Source organism: Caballeronia sp. AZ10_KS36 (genome assembly GCF_023631105.1).
Classification (GTDB): Bacteria; Pseudomonadota; Gammaproteobacteria; order Burkholderiales; family Burkholderiaceae; genus Caballeronia.
Genome location: NZ_JALQDQ010000035.1, coordinates 176651 through 193330, shown reverse-complemented (window position 1 = coordinate 193330; position 16680 = coordinate 176651). Strand labels below are relative to the sequence as shown.

The 16680-nt window shown below is 63.0% G+C and carries 14 protein-coding genes; 10 read left to right on the top strand and 4 right to left on the bottom strand.

Annotation, left to right across the window (positions count from 1 at the left end; all coding sequences use genetic code 11):
- Window position 1 precedes the first annotated feature (1 nt).
- The 3 genes from NCR35_RS21495 to NCR35_RS21485 form a co-directional block, all read right to left on the bottom strand.
- A complete protein-coding gene (locus NCR35_RS21495) occupies window positions 2–802 on the bottom strand; it encodes a DUF4118 domain-containing protein (protein ID WP_250535924.1) in 801 nt (266 codons plus the stop codon).
- 222 nt (window positions 803–1024) lie between these two features.
- Window positions 1025–1405, bottom strand: a complete 381-nt coding sequence (locus tag NCR35_RS21490; RefSeq protein ID WP_250535923.1) for a hypothetical protein — start codon at window positions 1403–1405, stop codon at window positions 1025–1027.
- 19 nt (window positions 1406–1424) lie between these two features.
- Complete coding sequence (locus tag NCR35_RS21485; protein ID WP_250535922.1) at window positions 1425–1847, bottom strand: hypothetical protein; 423 nt, start codon at window positions 1845–1847, stop codon at window positions 1425–1427.
- A 316-nt stretch (window positions 1848–2163) separates the two neighbouring features.
- Here NCR35_RS21485 and NCR35_RS21480 point away from each other — a divergent pair, with 316 nt between their 5' ends.
- A complete protein-coding gene (locus NCR35_RS21480) occupies window positions 2164–4920 on the top strand; it encodes a putative bifunctional diguanylate cyclase/phosphodiesterase (protein WP_250535921.1) in 2757 nt (918 codons plus the stop codon).
- 18 nt (window positions 4921–4938) lie between these two features.
- On the opposite strand, the gene NCR35_RS21475 is transcribed toward NCR35_RS21480, so the two are convergent.
- A complete protein-coding gene (locus NCR35_RS21475) occupies window positions 4939–5235 on the bottom strand; it encodes a hypothetical protein (RefSeq protein WP_250535920.1) in 297 nt (98 codons plus the stop codon).
- 344 nt (window positions 5236–5579) lie between these two features.
- Here NCR35_RS21475 and NCR35_RS21470 point away from each other — a divergent pair, with 344 nt between their 5' ends.
- From NCR35_RS21470 to NCR35_RS21430, 9 genes are all read left to right on the top strand, one after another.
- Complete coding sequence (locus NCR35_RS21470; RefSeq protein WP_250535919.1) at window positions 5580–6128, top strand: hypothetical protein; 549 nt, start codon at window positions 5580–5582, stop codon at window positions 6126–6128.
- A 65-nt stretch (window positions 6129–6193) separates the two neighbouring features.
- Entirely contained in the window at window positions 6194–6748 is a 555-nt protein-coding gene (locus tag NCR35_RS21465) for a hypothetical protein (protein WP_244850801.1), read from the top strand.
- Between the two features lie 409 nt (window positions 6749–7157).
- Entirely contained in the window at window positions 7158–8459 is a 1302-nt protein-coding gene (locus tag NCR35_RS21460) for a gallate dioxygenase (protein WP_250535918.1), read from the top strand.
- 25 nt (window positions 8460–8484) lie between these two features.
- Window positions 8485–9834: an MFS transporter gene (locus NCR35_RS21455; RefSeq protein WP_250535917.1), complete on the top strand. Its 1350-nt coding sequence runs from the start codon at window positions 8485–8487 to the stop codon at window positions 9832–9834.
- A gap of 12 nt (window positions 9835–9846) precedes the next feature.
- Complete coding sequence (locus NCR35_RS21450; protein WP_250535916.1) at window positions 9847–10872, top strand: amidohydrolase family protein; 1026 nt, start codon at window positions 9847–9849, stop codon at window positions 10870–10872.
- Between the two features lie 2 nt (window positions 10873–10874).
- Window positions 10875–11558, top strand: coding sequence for a 4-carboxy-4-hydroxy-2-oxoadipate aldolase/oxaloacetate decarboxylase (ligK, locus tag NCR35_RS21445; protein ID WP_284503190.1), 684 nt, complete (start codon window positions 10875–10877; stop codon window positions 11556–11558).
- 14 nt (window positions 11559–11572) lie between these two features.
- On the top strand, window positions 11573–12274 hold the full coding sequence (locus tag NCR35_RS21440; protein WP_250535914.1) for a substrate-binding domain-containing protein: 702 nt from the start codon (window positions 11573–11575) through the stop codon (window positions 12272–12274).
- 586 nt (window positions 12275–12860) lie between these two features.
- Window positions 12861–14120, top strand: coding sequence for a nucleotide sugar dehydrogenase (locus NCR35_RS21435; RefSeq protein ID WP_250536037.1), 1260 nt, complete (start codon window positions 12861–12863; stop codon window positions 14118–14120).
- 31 nt (window positions 14121–14151) lie between these two features.
- The gene (locus NCR35_RS21430; RefSeq protein ID WP_250535913.1) at window positions 14152–16674 is read left to right on the top strand and encodes a hypothetical protein; all 2523 of its coding nucleotides are present in this window, start codon (window positions 14152–14154) and stop codon (window positions 16672–16674) included.
- The last annotated feature ends 6 nt before the right edge of the window (window positions 16675–16680 follow it).

Sequence of the window (16680 nt, the reverse complement as noted above, 5' to 3'; positions counted from 1 at the left end):
GTCAGTCTTCGGCTCGCAGGATCAGGAAGTCGCCCGACGGCGTGACGAAGCGCTCGCACACGCACTCGACGGGTTGCCAGTCGTCGCGGCCGCCAGACCGGAAACGGATTCGGTGATGCCCTGGCGTCAGGCGCACGCTGACCCGGGCAAGGTCTTCTTCGTGCGCCTCGGCATGCTTCGTACCATACGCGATGCCCGAGCCGAACGATGTGTCGTCGATGACGCCATTGCGCGTAGCGGTCGCGGCCGCCGCCACCAGGCTGCCCGGCGACACGCCGTTCGCCGGGTCCAGCGCCTTGATGACGATAAGCGAGCGATTGTATTGCGCGATGTGATGCAGCATGCGATGCATCTCGTCCGTGGCGCGACGCGCGATGAGCCGCTCGTTGTCATGCCGCAGCAGCATTTCGTACCGCGACTGCGCGACCGCCGCGAGCAGCTCGGCGCGATACTGCGCGCGTCGCAAACGCTCGATCAGCGTAATGACGACGATCGTGATGAGCGGATACGAGACGAGCAGCCGGATGTCGGATGCGTCGATGATGTCGATGCGGCCGTACGGCGGCACGAACAGATAGTCGGCGATCACGAGTCCCGCCAACATCACGAACGAGGCGGGCGCAAGGCCGCAGTAATACTGAACGAGCGCCGCAGCGATCAGGAAGGCCGCGCCCGGCATGACGGGACCGAGCAACGGGTGCAGCATCGTTCTGATGACGCCGGCGGCAAAAAGTGCTGCTCCGGCGATGAGCCACCTCTTTGCTCCGCGCGGCGCCCACCGTTTGGAGTTTTTGATTTGCATGCGTTCGACGCGAAATTGATGTTCTGTGCCCGGCACGGGCGATAGAGCGGGACGCTTGCCGCGCAGTCAGTTGGAGAGCGGTGCGTAGTATCGTGCGATTATAGGGTTCTTGTTGATCGCCGAATTCGCAGAACTGGGGGTTGATCTGACTGCTTATCGCCGATTAGGAACATGCCGGGGCACGGGCATCGAGGCGCGGCCAAGTCGCCACGCCTTCGGTCGTCAGGCCATCGCTTCGTCGGGCATAGATATGGCGTGACGCTTGGCCACGGCAGACAGCTGGAGCGGCCAGTCTGCGATGTCGCCCGCATCATGCAGATCTTCGAGATCGTGAAGTAGCGCTAACGTTTCTGCCCGATAGACGTCGACACCGGACATCGCCAGCGCGCGCAATAGCGGACCGTCTTGCCCGGTCTTGTAATAGCCGATTCCGAGGCCTTCGAGCGGATGACCGTAATGCGCGTCATCGATCAGGATGCCGATTGCGCATCGGCGGCCGTCTTGCCCGCGCAGACGACAGGTTCCGTCGTCATCCACGGAAAGCGCCTGCTGCGCAAGCAGATGCGACCGCACCGTCTCGAAGATTTCCGTAAGGTCTTTCATGATGCGTTGTCCGGGTTCGCTAGGCGGCGCGCTGCAAGCGTTCGGCCGACAAGCCGAACTGGCGCGCGATGGAGCGCAGGCGGTCTTCCCACTCCCAGATGCCGAAAACGTCGTGCACGTTCTGCAAGCAGCTCAACAACTCCACGGTTTCCTGGGAGAACACGTTGATCCTTGCCCGCAGCAGCGCCTTCCTGAGCGCGGCGACGCCCACATCCATATAAGCCGGGACGCGAGTCGGGTCAGCGAGAATGAAGCGCACCGGCACGCCTTCCATCGCAGTGCGATAGTCGCCCGGCCGCACCAACGCGCCAACGGGGCAGCCACCGCACCGTCCTCGATAAGCACCGCCTCCACGCGGCAGCAGCGAAGCCGACCCTTGCGCGAAAAGGTGCTGGATGCTTCGTTCAAAGATTTCCTGATGAGAGAGAAACGTTTGCGACATGGTGTGCTCCGACGAGAGGTGGTGACTGAGTATCGTCGGAAGTAACGGCTCCGCGCATTGATGAAAACCCTGTTTTACCGATGTTCGCGCGCATGACCGGCACGATTTACTTGTTCGCACGTCGTTTCCTCACGAAACGGACAACTCCTCACTTAACTAAACGGGTAGGCAGCCGATAAAAGTCTTCGGAGATAGGCCGTTTTCCACGAGTGGTCTTCGGCGGTCGAGCGAGTCAGGTGCGTATTCGATGCGGCATTCGCATTGACGGCATCGCAACGCGCACCACTACAAGAGACATGGCGTTCGGCAAGTAGCAATGAAAAAAGACGTGCGGCGGTTCGTGCAGGGCCTTCGGGGCTCTAGAAGAGGCCGGCTTTTCGGAGCGGCCATCTTTCTGGTTGCAGTTGCATCGTTCGCGGCGCTGACGTGTTACTTCGCCGCGAGATCGCGGTCGCAGCAGGAGGACGCGCTGCGACAAGCCCTCACGGTCAGTTCGCAACTCGAACTGATCGCCAATCTGCACATCGACGCGAATGCGGACTTCCTCACGGGCGTCGGCAGCGCGCGGTTTCGGTCGCTCGCCTGGCCGGTGTCGCGTGCCGTCGAAGCCATGCGCTCATACGACCTGCTTCAGCGCTTCCTGAGCGACGACGAGGCATCGCTCTATCAACTCTCGACGTTGCGAAGCGACACCAGCCTTTGGGCATCCCAACTCGACATGGCCGCGACGAGCGCGCGCGGTCCTGGCGCAAGCCGAGGCGTCGATTCGACGCAACTGGAAAAGGCCAACAAGACGCTTCAGTCGATCATGCATGGGCTCTCCGAACTGCAACTGGCGCAGCGGTCGAAGCTCGCAACGATGCAGCTCGCGGCGGAAGCACAACTGGTTCGGCAGAAGGTCACGTTCGCCGTCGCACTCGCCACGGGTTTGATCATGCTCGCTTACGCACTCGTGATCGCGCATCGCGCATCGCTTGCCAGCAGCGCGGCCAGGATCGTCGCGCGCGAAGCACATGATCGCTTCATCGAATACTTCGAGCAGCATCCGCTGGCAATGCTCATCTTCGACATTCATACGGGGCGCGTGCTCACGGCAAACGCAGCGGCGCAGCGTCAGTACGGAGGCAGTCTCAGCGAGCTGATGCAGATTACCGCCGACGACCTGCGTCCGCCGGAGGACAGACAGCAATTCCGGCAAGACCTGGAGATGTATATCGCGGCAAGCGCGCCGGCAGGGTCGGGCGGCGTGCGCAGGCATACGCGCCTTGACGGTCATATCATTCATGTCGATGTCTCCTACCATCTTCTGAACTATGCCGGCCATGAAGCGTGCTTCGTCACAGCCGCCGACGTCAGCGCGCACGAACTGGCAAGACAGGAACTGAGGATTCGCAGCCGGGCGCTGGATGCGTCGGACAATGCCGTCGTCCTTCTGCAAGCCACCGCGGGCGAGGACGCTCCGCATGTGATCTATGCAAACCCCGCCTTCCAGCGGCTGACGGGGCTGCCTGTTGCGGATGTTCTCGGCAAGGAAGCGGCCGACGTCTTGCCCGGACGGATGGATGACGCCGCTTTGCTCGATGCCGCGTCATCGACCGCGGATCGCATGAAAGCGGCTGCGGTCGTCGAGGGCCGCCGTCGAGACGGATCGCGTTTCTGGGCGCAGCGTCAGATCTCGCCCGTACTCGACGAACATGGCACGACGACGCACGCGGTCGCCGTCTTCAGCGACATCTCGGACCGTATCAGGGACCAGGAGCGTTTGCAGTTGCAGGCAAGCCTCGATCCGTTGACCGGCCTGCTCAATCGATCCGCGTTGTACGCACGGTTGACAGAGATGCTCGGCACGGCCTCGACTTCTGCCGGTCAGATTGCCATCCTCTTTATCGACCTCGATAACTTCAAGGAGATCAACGATTCGCTCGGCCATGTATGCGGCGATGAAGTCATCAAGGAGGTCGCCCGGCGATTGTCGGGTAGCGTCGGAGAGTCGGACGTGGTCGCGCGTTTCGCGGGCGATGAGTTCGTTGCGCTGCTGTTCGGGCGCTCGGGCGTCGAAGAACTGATCGGCAGGGCGAAGGCGTTGCATGCATCGGTGAACGCGAATCTGCGCGTGGGCGGTGAGTTCGTCGCTTCGAATGCGAGCGCCGGAGTGGCGGTGTTTCCCGATCACGCGGTCGACGCCGGCACGCTGATTCGCTACGCCGATGCGGCGATGTATCACGCGAAGCGTTCCCGCCAAAGCGCGCTCGTGGTCTACGACGAGTCGATTGCGACTGCGGACGCAGAGCGTGTCGAGCTTGCCAAGCATCTCGGTCGCGCCGTGCAGAGCGATGCGCTGCGACTGGTTTTCCAACCGCGCGTCGCGTTGGGGAGCAGCAAGCCGGTCGCGTACGAAGCGCTGTTGCGGTGGTTCGACGGTGAGCGCGGACTCATCAGTCCTGCTGTCTTCATACCGCTTGCGGAAGAAAAAGGGCTGATCGTGCCGATAGGCGAGTGGGTGTTCGAACAGGCATGCCTTCAGGCCAGAGACTGGGCGCGAGACGATCCGGACATCATCGTTTCGATCAACGTGTCGGCCATGCAGTTTCTGCATTCGAACTTCGCGAGCACGGTGCAGAGCACGCTTGCGAAGGTCGGCGTCAGTCCGCGCAATATCGAACTCGAAGTAACCGAGAGCGTGTTGATGACGCCGGCCGCGCTCAACGCGCTCAACGCAATCAGGCGAATGGGCGTATCGATCGCGATCGACGACTTCGGCACGGGCTTCTCGAGCCTCAACTACATTCGAGAGTTCAAGCCCGACTGCATCAAGCTCGACTTGTCGTTCGTTCAAGGCATCGGTCAGTCGACGATCGACGAGGTCATCGTGAAGGCAGTGCTGGCGATGGCCCATACGTTGGGGATGCGCGTCGTTGCCGAGGGCGTGGAGACCATCGAGCAATTTGCCTTCCTCGCCGATAACGAATGCGATGAAGTACAGGGCTTCCTCACCGGACGACCGATGCCGGCGGCGCAAGCGCGGCAGGGTCTGAGCAGGTCCGGGAATGAGGCCGTCGAAGCGTTTGCGTAGAACCGCTACCGAATACGGTCACTCGCGCGGCGCGACGTTTGCCTTGTTGCCGGCGAGCGGCGCGCCATACCCGCCGTCGTTCGCATTGTTGGGCAGGCCGTTCACCATCTGAGCGCGAGGATCGGCGGGATTCAGGTTCAATTCGCCTGCCTGCACGTTGCCGTGCGAAGGGTACTCGCTGCCGAGCGGCGCATTCGGCATCAGCTTCGGATTGTTGTGAGGCGCACGCATGTCCGTCTCCGCGCTCGGATGCGACTGCGCCAGAGCGAACGGCGTTGCAACGCACAACGCGGTGAGAAGAAGCACGAGTTTCATGACTGGCTCCCGTTGCGCAGTTCAGCGCAGTTGAGTATAGAACCGGGTTGCCAATCTTCCTGGATACCCCTACGGACGAGCAGACCAGCGTTTGTCGAGACGGTCTTTCGTGCGGCGCAGCGGTATCGAATGTGCTCCATTCGGTCATCTAGGCGCAAATCGGCGATTGCCGAATAGTTTGAGCGTGCCAAAAGAAGACTCGTCGCTCGACGATATGTCAGCCCATTCGTGCGTTCTGACTCTTTTACTTTGCAATACGTCGAAGCCGTTCTATCCTAACGCATACGGTTGCCCGATCGCTTGCTCATTCGGCAATGCCCGCAACTGACATAAGAGGTGGAGACATGCGTGCTTTCGTCGTTTCAGTCTTCTTGCTGCTGCAGCTGACGGCTTCGTTCGCGGGCGAGACGCCCCTCGTGTTCGACGCGCAAGGCAAGTTCGTCGGACCACTGGACGATTACGGCGGCCCCGGCGTTTATCTGACCGTCAACGGCGCTATCGCTTTCGTGCCCATAGAGCGCGTGATCGTCTCGGGCGACGGCGGTCCGCGGACCGTTTATTCGGCCACGCAATTCAGATGGTCGGGTGTGAACGCAGTCGACTTCACTTCGACGGATTGCAGCGGCACGCCGGTCATCACGCTAACCACAGGCATCCGGCCATCCACCACCATACGGCTAGGCAACGACGTCACGCTATACGTCGCGCCTGCCACTAACTCCGCTCCGATCGTGATCGGGTCCGTGCGGGCGGGTCCGACCTTTACCTGCACGGCATCGAACGCGCCGATCACGGAATACGGTTGGCCGACGGAAAGCACCTTCTCGCTGACCGGCGCCTATCCGGAGCCGCTCACCGTGCGCATTCCGACCCGGCACACGCCAGCGCAGTGACGCTAGCCGAGGGACTTCGTAAGCGCGTCCCACTGAACGATGACTATGGCCTCGAGGTGCATGCCATGCGCAGAATGATTCTGTTGACGCTGCTGTGCTCTGGCGCAATGACGTCGTTTGCCGATGAAGTCGAACATCACCATCATCATCATCGGCACGTACTTCGCGTCTTCGATGCGAACGGGACGGAAGTCGGCGTATTGAAATACGCCGGAGGCAGCGCGGGTGTTTTCCAATCCGTGAACGGGGCGCCGGTCTTCGTGCCGATCATGCGCCGGCAAGTCTCGGGCACCGGCAACAAGATCGTCTATTCGGCAACCGAGTTCATGTGGGGATGGTATTTCATGAACCAGTTCTATTCGAGCGATTGCAGCGGCGCACCGCTCATCCCCAGCACCACTGCATCGCGGCCTGCATTCACCGTGCGCAAAGGCTCCGACGTGACGGTGTATGTCGCGCCCGAAACGAACTCGCAACTCCTGACCGTCTCGTCGTACACCTTGGGCACCAACGGACAATGCCAGCGCTATAGCCCGCCGCTCACGGCGGCTGGCTGGCCGGTGGAGTCCAGTTGCGTGATCACACAGGAACATCCCGAGCCGTTGACGATTCATTACTGACGCGCTCGTGGCGCCGTCGCGCATGCGCTAGCGCTTCATCGACCCAGGCACTCATCTCTTGCGTCGACACCGGGCCGCTTGACGGCGGAGCTGCGTGGTCGACACAAGAGACGTCGAACGACCGGTTGCTCGAGAACCGGACCTCTGCGTCCTTTGCGTCCTTTTTGTCCGGCCATCTGTTTTATTTATCGGGCCGACGCGAACCGTCGCGTCGAAACCCGCCCGCAAGGCCGCGCCGGCCGGTCGTCCATCATCTTCGCTGCGTCCCATCCCTCTGCGACTCATGGTTTACGCGCAGTACCGCGCGTGTTCACTGGCCCGTATCGTCCGCTCAAGTTATCGCAACACACCGGGCCGCGTGCATTCCACGAGCGCCTGACTGCCCGGCACCTCACGGAGCATCTTCGACATGGCCCGCATCATCGGTGGCATCGCCGCCTCGCACACGCCCACCATCGGCTTCGCATTCGACAAGAATAAGCGCGACGACCCGGTCTGGGCGCCGATCTTCGAAAACTTCGCGCCGCTCGCGAAGTGGCTCGAAGAGAAGCGCCCCGATGTGATCCTGACCATCTATAACGATCACGTCACCTCATTCTTCTTCGATCATTACTCGGCGTTCGCATTGGGCGTAGGCCCCGAATGGCACGTCGCGGACGAAGGCGGCGGCGCGCGCGATCTTCCGCCGATCAAGGGACATCCGGCGCTTGCCGCGCACATCGGCAGCTCGCTGATGACCGACGAGTTCGACATGTCGTTCTTCCAGAACAAGGCGCTCGATCACGGCTGCTTCTCGCCGCTTTCGATGCTGTGCCCGCACAAGCCGGATTGGCCCGTGAAGATCGTGCCGCTGCAAATGGGCGTGCTGCAATTGCCGATACCGAGCGCGCGGCGCTTCTACAAGCTCGGTCAGGCGCTGCGCCGCGCCATCGAAAGCTATCCGGAGGACATCAAGGTCGCGATTCTCGCGACGGGCGGTCTTTCGCATCAGGTGCATGGCGAACGCGCCGGCTTCAACAACACCGAATGGGACCAGCGTTTCCTCGATCTCTTCGAACGTGATCCCGAACAACTCGCCGAGATGACGATTGCCGAATACGCGGAACTGGGCGGCTACGAAGGAGCGGAAGTCATCATGTGGCTGACCATGCGCGGCGCGCTGTCGTCCAGCGTGGTCTGCAAGCATCGCAGCTACTACTTGCCGTCGATGGCCGGCATCGCGACGGCCATCTACGAAGGCGAGGACAGCCAGACAAAGCCCGCGATCATCGAGCGGCATCGTCAGCGCATGGCGATCGAATTGACCGACGTGGAGAAGCTGCAAGGCACGTATCCGTTCGGCATCGAGACGGCGGTGCGCGCGTATCGCATCAACGATTATCTGCATCGCATGGTCGAGCCCGCGCATCGCGAAGTCTTTCAGCAAGACCCGGAAGCGAGCTTCGAGGCCGCCGGTCTCAGCGAAGCGGAACGCGACATGATCCGCCGCCGCGACTGGCGCGCGCTGCTGCATTACGGCGTGATCTTCTTCATGCTCGAAAAGCTCGGCGCGGTAACGGGCGTGTCGAACCTGCACATCTATGCCGCGATGCGCGGCCAGACGCTCGAAGAATTCCAGAAGACGCGCAATGCGCCGGGTGCGCTGTATTCGGTCGCGGGCAAGGGCGGCGGCAAGCTCGACTGGGACAAGGCGGAGCAGGGCAAACAATAAAACGATAAACGCACGGAGACATCACATGACTAGCGGTACAACCATCGACATCAAGGCGTTCATCGACGAGCGGCCCATTTCCGCCTACCAGTGGCTGCTGGTGGCGCTGTGCTTTCTCGTCGTGACGGCCGACGGCATGGACGTGGCCATCATGGGCTTCGTCGCGCCGTCGATCATCGCGGACTGGCACATCTCGCGCCCCGCGTTCGGGCTCGTGATGAGCGCCGCGCCCATCGGACTCGTGATCGGCGCGCTGGCCGCCGGGCCGGCGTCGGACCGCATCGGAAGAAAAGGAGTCCTGATTACGTCGGTGTTTCTGTTCGGCGTGTTCACCATCGCCACGGCGTTCACCACAACGCCCACGAGCATGGCGTTGTTGCGCGTGCTGACGGGTATCGGTCTCGGCGCCGCGATGCCGAACACCACGACGCTGCTTTCCGAGTACGCGCCGCAACGCAAGCGCGCGCTGCTCATCACCATCATGTTCACGGGTTTCAATCTCGGCTCGGCGTTGATCGGTTTCGTCGCGGGCTGGCTCATTCCGACGCACGGCTGGCGTTCGGTGCTGATCTTCGGCGGCGGCCTGCCGCTCGTGCTCATTCCGCTGCAAATCTGGCTGCTGCCCGAATCGGCGCGTCTCCTGGCGGTGCGCGGCGCGACCTCGCAAAAGATCGGCAAGGTGCTGGGCCGCGTGTGCGGCGCGCGCTTCACGGGCGATGAAACCTTCGTCTCGACCGAGCCGCCGCTGCCGACCAAGCGCCCCATCGGCGTGCTGTTCTCGCATGGTTACGGCCTTCTGACGGCGGCGCTGTGGGTGACGTACTTCATGGGCCTGCTCGTGATTTATCTGCTCACCGGCTGGCTGCCGACGCTGATGAAAGACGCCGGCCTCACGGTATCGGCGGCTGCGAACATCACGGCCATGTTCCAGATCGGCGGCACCATCGGCGCGATCATCGTCGGCTGGATCATGGACCGCGTGCGCCCGGCGCCGGTCATCAGCGCAGCTTATCTCGGGGGCGCGGTGTGCGTGCTCGGGCTGGCGTGGATCGGCGCGCTGTCGTCGTCGCTCGCCGTCCTCGTGTTTGCCGCCGGCTTCTGCATGAGCGGCGCGCAAACCGGCCTCAACGCATTCGCGCCGGGCCGCTATCCGACGGTCGCGCGCGCCACCGGCGTGAGCTGGATGCTCGGCATGGGCCGCTTCGGCAGCATCTTCGGTTCCGCGTTCGGCGGCGCATTGCTCGGCCTCGGCTGGCAGTTCGGTGCCATCCTCGCGATGCTCGCCATTCCCGCGACGCTCGCAGGCATCGCCATTCTCGTCGCGCAGCGCAGCCGCACGGCCGATACCGCCCCGCAGACGACCGCTGCACATTGATCCGGAGTACAGATGATTATCGATATCCACGGCCATTACACGACCGCGCCCAAGGCGCTGGAGGCTTGGCGCAACCGGCAGATCGCCGGCATCAAGAATCCGTCGGAGATGCCGCGTCCGTCCGAACTGCATATCAGCGACGACGAACTGCGCGAATCCATCGAAAGCAATCAGTTGCGGCTGATGCGCGAGCGCGGGCTCGATCTCACCGTGTTCAGTCCGCGCGCGAGCTTCATGGCGCATCATATCGGCGACTTCGAGGTGTCGAGCACGTGGGCCGCCATCTGCAATGAGCTGTGCTATCGCGTGAGCCAGCTCTTTCCGGACAGCTTCATTCCGGCGGCGATGCTTCCTCAGAGCCCCGGCGTCGATGCCGCGACTTGCATTCCCGAACTCGTGAAATGCGTGGAGCAGTATGGCAACGTGGCGATCAATCTGAACCCGGACCCGTCCGGCGGACACTGGACGAGCCCGCCGCTTTCCGACCGCTACTGGTACCCGATCTACGAGAAGATGGTCGAGTACGACATCCCCGCGATGATCCATGTCAGCACGAGCTGCAACGCGTGCTTTCATACGACCGGCGCGCATTATCTGAACGCGGACACGACCGCGTTCATGCAGTGCCTCACGTCCGACCTGTTTCGCGATTTCCCGACACTGCGCTTCGTGATTCCGCATGGCGGCGGCGCGGTGCCGTATCACTGGGGACGCTTTCGCGGGCTCGCGCAGGAACTGAAAAAGCCCTTGCTGAAGGATCATTTGCTGAACAACGTGTTCTTCGACACATGCGTTTATCACCAGCCGGGCATCGACCTGCTCACGCGTGTGATACCCGTCGATAACATTCTCTTCGCCAGTGAAATGATCGGCGCGGTGCGAGGCATCGATCCGGAAACCGGGCACTATTTCGACGACACGAAGCGCTATATCGAAGCCGCTTCGATGCAGCACGAAGCGCGCTACAAGATTTACGAAGGCAACGCGCGCCGCGTGTATCCGCGCCTCGATGCGGCGCTCAAAGCAAAGGGACAATGAACATGGTTGAACTCGGAGTGGTGTATCGAAACATCCATCGCGCCGATGCCCACGCAGCGGCGAAGCTCGGCGCGCTCGGCTCGGCCACGGTTCACGAAGCGATGGGCCGCGTCGGCCTGATGAAGCCGTACATGCGCCCGATATACGTTGGCGCGCAAGCGAGCGGCACGGCCGTGACGGTGCTCTTGCAACCCGGCGACAACTGGATGCTGCACGTCGCAGCTGAACAGATACAGCCCGGCGATATCGTCGTGGCCGCATGCACGACCGACAGCACCGATGGCTTCTTCGGCGATCTGCTCGCGACGAGCTTCAAGGCGCGTGGCGCGCGGGCGCTCGTCATCGACGGCGGCGTGCGCGACGTGCGCGTGCTGACCGAGATGGGCTTCCCCGTCTGGAGCAAGGCCATTTCGGCGAAGGGCACGGTCAAGGCGACGCTCGGCTCGGTCAACATTCCGGTCGTGTGCGCGGGCGCGTGGGTCAAGCCGGGCGATGTGATCGTCGCGGATGATGACGGCGTGGTCGTCGTGCCGTCGGCATTGGCGCAAAAGGTGCTCGAAAAGGCCACGGCACGTGAGGCGCTCGAAGAGGAGAAGCGCGCGAAGCTGGCAAGCGGCGTGCTCGGTCTCGACATGTACAGCATGCGCGAGCCGCTGCAACGCGCGGGCCTGCGCTATATCGACTGATGCAAGGATTCGCGATGCACGACACCGCCGCGCCGATCACGGTCATTTCCTCGATGGCGACGCGCCAGGTCCTCAACGATCTCGCCGACGTCTACATGCAGCACGCCGGGCAGCGCGTGACGGTCGAATCGGTCGGCGGCGTGGCGGCTGCACGGCGTATTGAGGATAACGAAGTATTCGACGTCGTGGTGCTCGCGTCGGACGTGATCGCGCGGCTCGCCGAGGCCGGGCGCGTGGATGCGACAAGCCGCGTGGGTATCGCGCGTTCGGGCATTGCGGTCGCGGTGGCGGCGGGCGCGGCGCGTCCTTCGATCGACAGCGGCGCAGCCGTGCGCGAGGCCGTGCTTGCAGCGCGAAGTATCGGCTATTCGACGGGACCGAGCGGCGCGCACCTCGTGCGCTTGTTCGAAGGATGGGGCATTGCGGACGCGATCGCTTCGCGCATCGTGCAGGCGCCGCCGGGCGTCGCGGTCGGCACGCTCATCGCGCGTGGGGAAGTCGAGCTGGGCTTTCAGCAGATGAGCGAGCTGATCGGCGTGGCGGGCGTGGACATCGTCGGTCCTTTGCCGGACGACGTTCAGGCGCTGACCGTGTTCGAAGGCGCCGTGTGCGCGACAGCGCGTGCGCCGGCCGAATCGAGAGCCTTGCTGGCGTTCATGGCCGCGCCCGAGAACGATGAAATCAGGCAGCGGTATGGAATGGAGCCTGCGCGGTAGTAAGCATTAAGATGAGGCGCACGGCGCGTAATTAACGGCGCCGGCGCTATTTGATATATGGCGATGCTCACGCCTTAGAAAAATCGGCTCCCGAACAAATTGACTCGCGACATCAAAAACATAATAAGTAGGGGCCGTCTTTTGCGCGATTTCGGGTATCCAATCCATCTTGATTGTGGTTGATACTCGACAGAGATTTCATCCAAAGCGCTCACGGATTTACGCCTAATCTCAGCGTTATCCTATTTACAACGCAGTTAAGCGTGCAATTGCTGCCGCAATGAATCCTTAAGGCGTCGGTTCGATGCGTTTCTTAGCTTCCAGATCCCCCATTTCGTAAAACAGTGTTATCTGAAACATTGTTTCGAAGTCCATCTATATCCCTTGCGCCGTCTTTATCACCTCTATAGGATTCGTTCCCATTCGCGGAGTCTGGATATTTTTAGCGAAAAGAAACCCGGACAAATAACAGGGTTCGAGGCAGATAACTGCCAACGGTGATGTTGCAACACGCTATTCAATGCACGCAGTCAGCGTCGAATAGCCAGGCGTCAAGGATAATTCTGTGGCAAATAAGAAAATCGCAGTGTGTGGTCTGGGCTATGTGGGCCTGCCTGTCGCGGTGGCGTTCGCACGCCGCTACGACGTGATCGGATTCGACGTGGATCGCCGCCGTATCGAGCATCTGAAAAAGGGCGAGGACTGGACCGGCGAAATCGAGAGCGATGTGTTGCGCGCCTCGAGCATGCGCTTCACCGACAACGCAGCGGACCTCGCAGACTGCAACTTCTTCGTGGTTGCCGTGCCGACGCCCGTCGACGAGAAGTGCATCCCGGATTTCTCGCTGCTCGTGAGCGCCTGCCGCACCATCGGGCCGGTGCTGCGTCCGGGCAGTATCGTCGTGTTCGAGTCAACCGTTCACCCGGGTGCCACCGAAGAAATCTGCGGCCCGGAACTCGAAAAGGCGTCGGGCTTGCGCTGCGGCGTGGACTTCAAGCTGGGCTACAGTCCCGAGCGCATCAATCCGGGCGACCGCGAGCATCCGCTGGAGCGGATCGTCAAGATCGTGTCCGGACAGGACGATGAAAGCGCGGACATCATCGCCGAAATCTACGGCGGCATCATCGACGCGGGCGTGCATCGCGCGTCTTCCATCAAGGTCGCGGAAGCCGCGAAGGTGCTCGAAAACACGCAGCGCGATATCAACATCGCGCTGATGAACGAGATGTCCAAGATATGCGATCTCGCGGGCATCTCGACGACCGAGGTGCTCGAAGCAGCAGGCACGAAGTGGAACTTTCTGCGCTTCACGCCGGGGCTCGTGGGCGGCCACTGCATCGGCGTGGACCCGTACTATCTGACGTCGAAAGCGCAGGAGATGGGCTATCACCCGGAAGTCATTCTGGCGGGGCGCCGCATCAACGACGGCATGGCGCAGCATGTCGCCGCCAAGATCGTCCAGATGCTCGCGCGCAAGCACCGTCTTGCCGGGTCCACGCGTGTCGGCATTCTGGGCATGACGTTCAAGGAGAACGTCCCCGACATCCGCAATTCGAAAGTGGTCGACCTGTACCGTGCGTTGCAGCAATACGGCATCGAGCCGCTGGCTTTCGATCCGATGGCGGACAAGAGCCAGATGGAGCACGAATACGGCATCTCGCTCGTCGACAAGTCTCACTTCGACAATCTCGATGTCGTCGTTCTCGCCGTGCCTCATCGCGACATCATGGCCACGATCTGGCAGGACCTGCCGCACATGCTGACGGACGGCGCATTGCTGTGCGACCTCAAGTCGTCGCTGGACAAGACGCGCTTGCCCGCGAGCGTGCAGTACTGGGCGCTGTAAGCGGCATCGTCCACGTCACCCAAGACCCGGTATGAGCCATTCGAAGCTGCTGGTCAGTCCCATCGGGACGTGCCGCATTCATACGCCGCTGCGCAAGGGCGCCGCGCGGTATCCGATTCGGGCGCAGAGCGCGCGCAACTATGGGTTCGTCCACACGAGTGCGGAGGCGCTTCAGCAACTGCGCTTCATGCTCGATCAGCAGTCGATTCCGGCCGAGATCGAAGCGCTGCTGTTTCGGCCCGGCGTCGCGGCGGCGCGCTATGCCAAGCCTTGCGCGCACGCGGACCTGACCATCGTGGAAGTGTCTTCGCGCAAGCTGTTGACGGTCGACGGTTATCCCATCCAGATCAACTACATGGGCCGGTACTTCGCGGATTTCTTCGCGGACCGGGCGCGCTCGCGGACCTTCTGGTCGATGGCGTCGGACAAGAAGATGCCGGAGCGCCGCGCATGGCTCGAACAGGAGCCGCACTTCAGGCGCCTTGCGACGGCGGATCAGGCATTGCTCGCGCGCATCGTGCGCAGGGAACAGACGGACGATGAGATCGAGCGCGACATGCGGGAGATTGCCGCGCTCGTCGGTAGCGAAAAGCTCGTATTCGTCACGCACGTGGACGCCGCCCCGGCCGACAGTCCGGTGATCGAGCAGCGGCATTGCCTGATCCAGACCGTGAGCGTCATCGCGCGGCGCATGAACGTGCCTTGCTACGATCCCACGCCGCTGATGCACGAAGTCGGCCAGGCCAACGCGATGGAGCAGGGCGGACTCGATCTCACCCACTTCACGGATGCCTTCGCCGATCGTCTGGTGGACGATTGGCACCGCTGCTTTCTTTCGGCGCGCATTGCCGCATCGGGCGTGCGCGACAGCGCCGCGCGCTTACCGAAAGAAGCGCAGCCGGTTGACGAAGCCGCGAGCATCGAAAGGGCATGGCACGAAGGACGCCTGTGCGAGGCGTCCCGGCGAGTGCGCGCCGTGTTGCGCGCGGACCCGGCACACCCGGCGCACGGCCTTCTGCTCGCGCGCATGCAATTCGAACTGGGCGATTACGAAGGCGCGATCCGCGTGCTCAAAGAGCGAGAGTCCGACGATGGCGCAGACGACAACGCCGACGACGACGCGAAGCGCGTGTTGATGCGCTGCTACTTCGAACTCGGCGATTTCAAAAACGCCCTGGCGCTCGCGACTGCGATGCTCGGAGAAGAAGTGGAAACGCCCGAGCTATTGCGCATCAGCGCCGTTGCCGCCACGCGCCTCGGCGACGCCAGGACCGCGCTTGCAAGCTGGAAGCGCCTGTTCCGCCTGACCAACGGCGACTCAGAGGCCGCCAGCGCGGTACTGTCCCTGTTGCAATCGGCAGGCGAACCGGAAAGCGCCGAAAGCTGGGCCGAAGAAGTGCGCGCCGCGCTGCCGGCTCACGCGCCGAGCTATGCATGGCTGTGGCACCGGAAGCTCGACACGAAGAACCGCGCGGCGCTCATGCGGCTTGCCGGTGAGCCGCTGCGGCTGCCCGCGCGTGAGGCGCTGGCGCTCGCGCAGCGGGCGGTCGGCGAGGGCTTCGCGGCGCCCGCGGCCGCGCTGGCCGTATCGCGGGCATTCGCCGGGAACGACGCGGCCGACGTGGCGGACTGGCTGACCCGCCAGATCGCGCGGTGGCTCGCCGAAGGCGAAGCGGCAGTGGCCGCAGGCGATCTGCGCGTGGCTGCCGACCGCATTCAGGCGGCGTGCGTCGCACAGCCCGCGAACGCGGACGCATTGCGCGCGCGCCGGGCGCTCGAACGGCACATGCGTCAAGCGGCTCGCGCGGCCTTCGTCGAGCAGGATTTTCACGCGGCAGTCGGTGTGATCGACATCGCCTTGCAGACGGGCCTCACGTTTCCCGATCTCGACAGCTTGCGTGGGCGCGCAGCGGAAGCGCTCGGCGATACGCCCACGGCGCTGCGTCATCTGCGACTGGCTGCGGACGAGCCGGGCGCGCCGGTCTCGGCGCGTCTTCACCTCGCGCGCGTGGCCGTTCGGGCCGGACGTTATGCGGAAGCCATCGAGGCTTTCGGTCAGATCGCCGCGGACCGCGAAGCGGACGCCGCCACGCGCGACGACGCGACCCGGCAGATCTCGACGTTGCGGGGACGCTCGATTCGCGCCGCCCGCGACATGCTGGCTCGCCACGAGTACGACGCGGCGTGGACGCTGCTCGATCTGATCGAAAGAGCCGACGCCTCGGGCGCCGATGTCGCCGCCGAGAAAAAGCGCGTGGTCGCGGCGCTGCGTGCGCAGTTGCGCGGGCTCGAATCCGCGAGCGGCGAGGAACGCCTCTCGCTCGGCGAAGCGATTTTGAAGCTCGTGCCGGACGATCCGGTCGGCCTGAAGGTGGCGGCGTCGGGCGCGATGCGTCTGCATCGCTTCGCGGAGGCGCTCCCGTTCTGGAATGCGCTTCGCAAGCAGTCAGGCGATGTCGAGCAGATCGACGCAAACATCCGCAAATGCCTGCTGTGGGCCGAACGCGACAGGCGCAAGACGATTTCTCCGCCGGAGCCCGAGAAGGCCGCGTGACCGCGT

What these genes read in the sequence shown, in the direction of transcription:
- NCR35_RS21460 (WP_250535918.1), top strand. Translation starts at nt 7,158, where the DNA reads ATGGCCCGCATCATCGGTGGCATCGCCGCCTCGCACACGCCCACCATC.
- NCR35_RS21495 (WP_250535924.1), bottom strand. Translation starts at nt 802, where the DNA reads ATGCAAATCAAAAACTCCAAACGGTGGGCGCCGCGCGGAGCAAAGAGG.
- NCR35_RS21480 (WP_250535921.1), top strand. Translation starts at nt 2,164, where the DNA reads ATGAAAAAAGACGTGCGGCGGTTCGTGCAGGGCCTTCGGGGCTCTAGA.
- NCR35_RS21470 (WP_250535919.1), top strand. Translation starts at nt 5,580, where the DNA reads ATGCGTGCTTTCGTCGTTTCAGTCTTCTTGCTGCTGCAGCTGACGGCT.
- NCR35_RS21465 (WP_244850801.1), top strand. Translation starts at nt 6,194, where the DNA reads ATGCGCAGAATGATTCTGTTGACGCTGCTGTGCTCTGGCGCAATGACG.
- NCR35_RS21430 (WP_250535913.1), top strand. Translation starts at nt 14,152, where the DNA reads ATGAGCCATTCGAAGCTGCTGGTCAGTCCCATCGGGACGTGCCGCATT.
- NCR35_RS21490 (WP_250535923.1), bottom strand. Translation starts at nt 1,405, where the DNA reads ATGAAAGACCTTACGGAAATCTTCGAGACGGTGCGGTCGCATCTGCTT.
- NCR35_RS21485 (WP_250535922.1), bottom strand. Translation starts at nt 1,847, where the DNA reads ATGTCGCAAACGTTTCTCTCTCATCAGGAAATCTTTGAACGAAGCATC.
- ligK (WP_284503190.1), top strand. Translation starts at nt 10,875, where the DNA reads ATGGTTGAACTCGGAGTGGTGTATCGAAACATCCATCGCGCCGATGCC.
- NCR35_RS21455 (WP_250535917.1), top strand. Translation starts at nt 8,485, where the DNA reads ATGACTAGCGGTACAACCATCGACATCAAGGCGTTCATCGACGAGCGG.
- NCR35_RS21475 (WP_250535920.1), bottom strand. Translation starts at nt 5,235, where the DNA reads ATGAAACTCGTGCTTCTTCTCACCGCGTTGTGCGTTGCAACGCCGTTC.
- NCR35_RS21450 (WP_250535916.1), top strand. Translation starts at nt 9,847, where the DNA reads ATGATTATCGATATCCACGGCCATTACACGACCGCGCCCAAGGCGCTG.
- NCR35_RS21440 (WP_250535914.1), top strand. Translation starts at nt 11,573, where the DNA reads ATGCACGACACCGCCGCGCCGATCACGGTCATTTCCTCGATGGCGACG.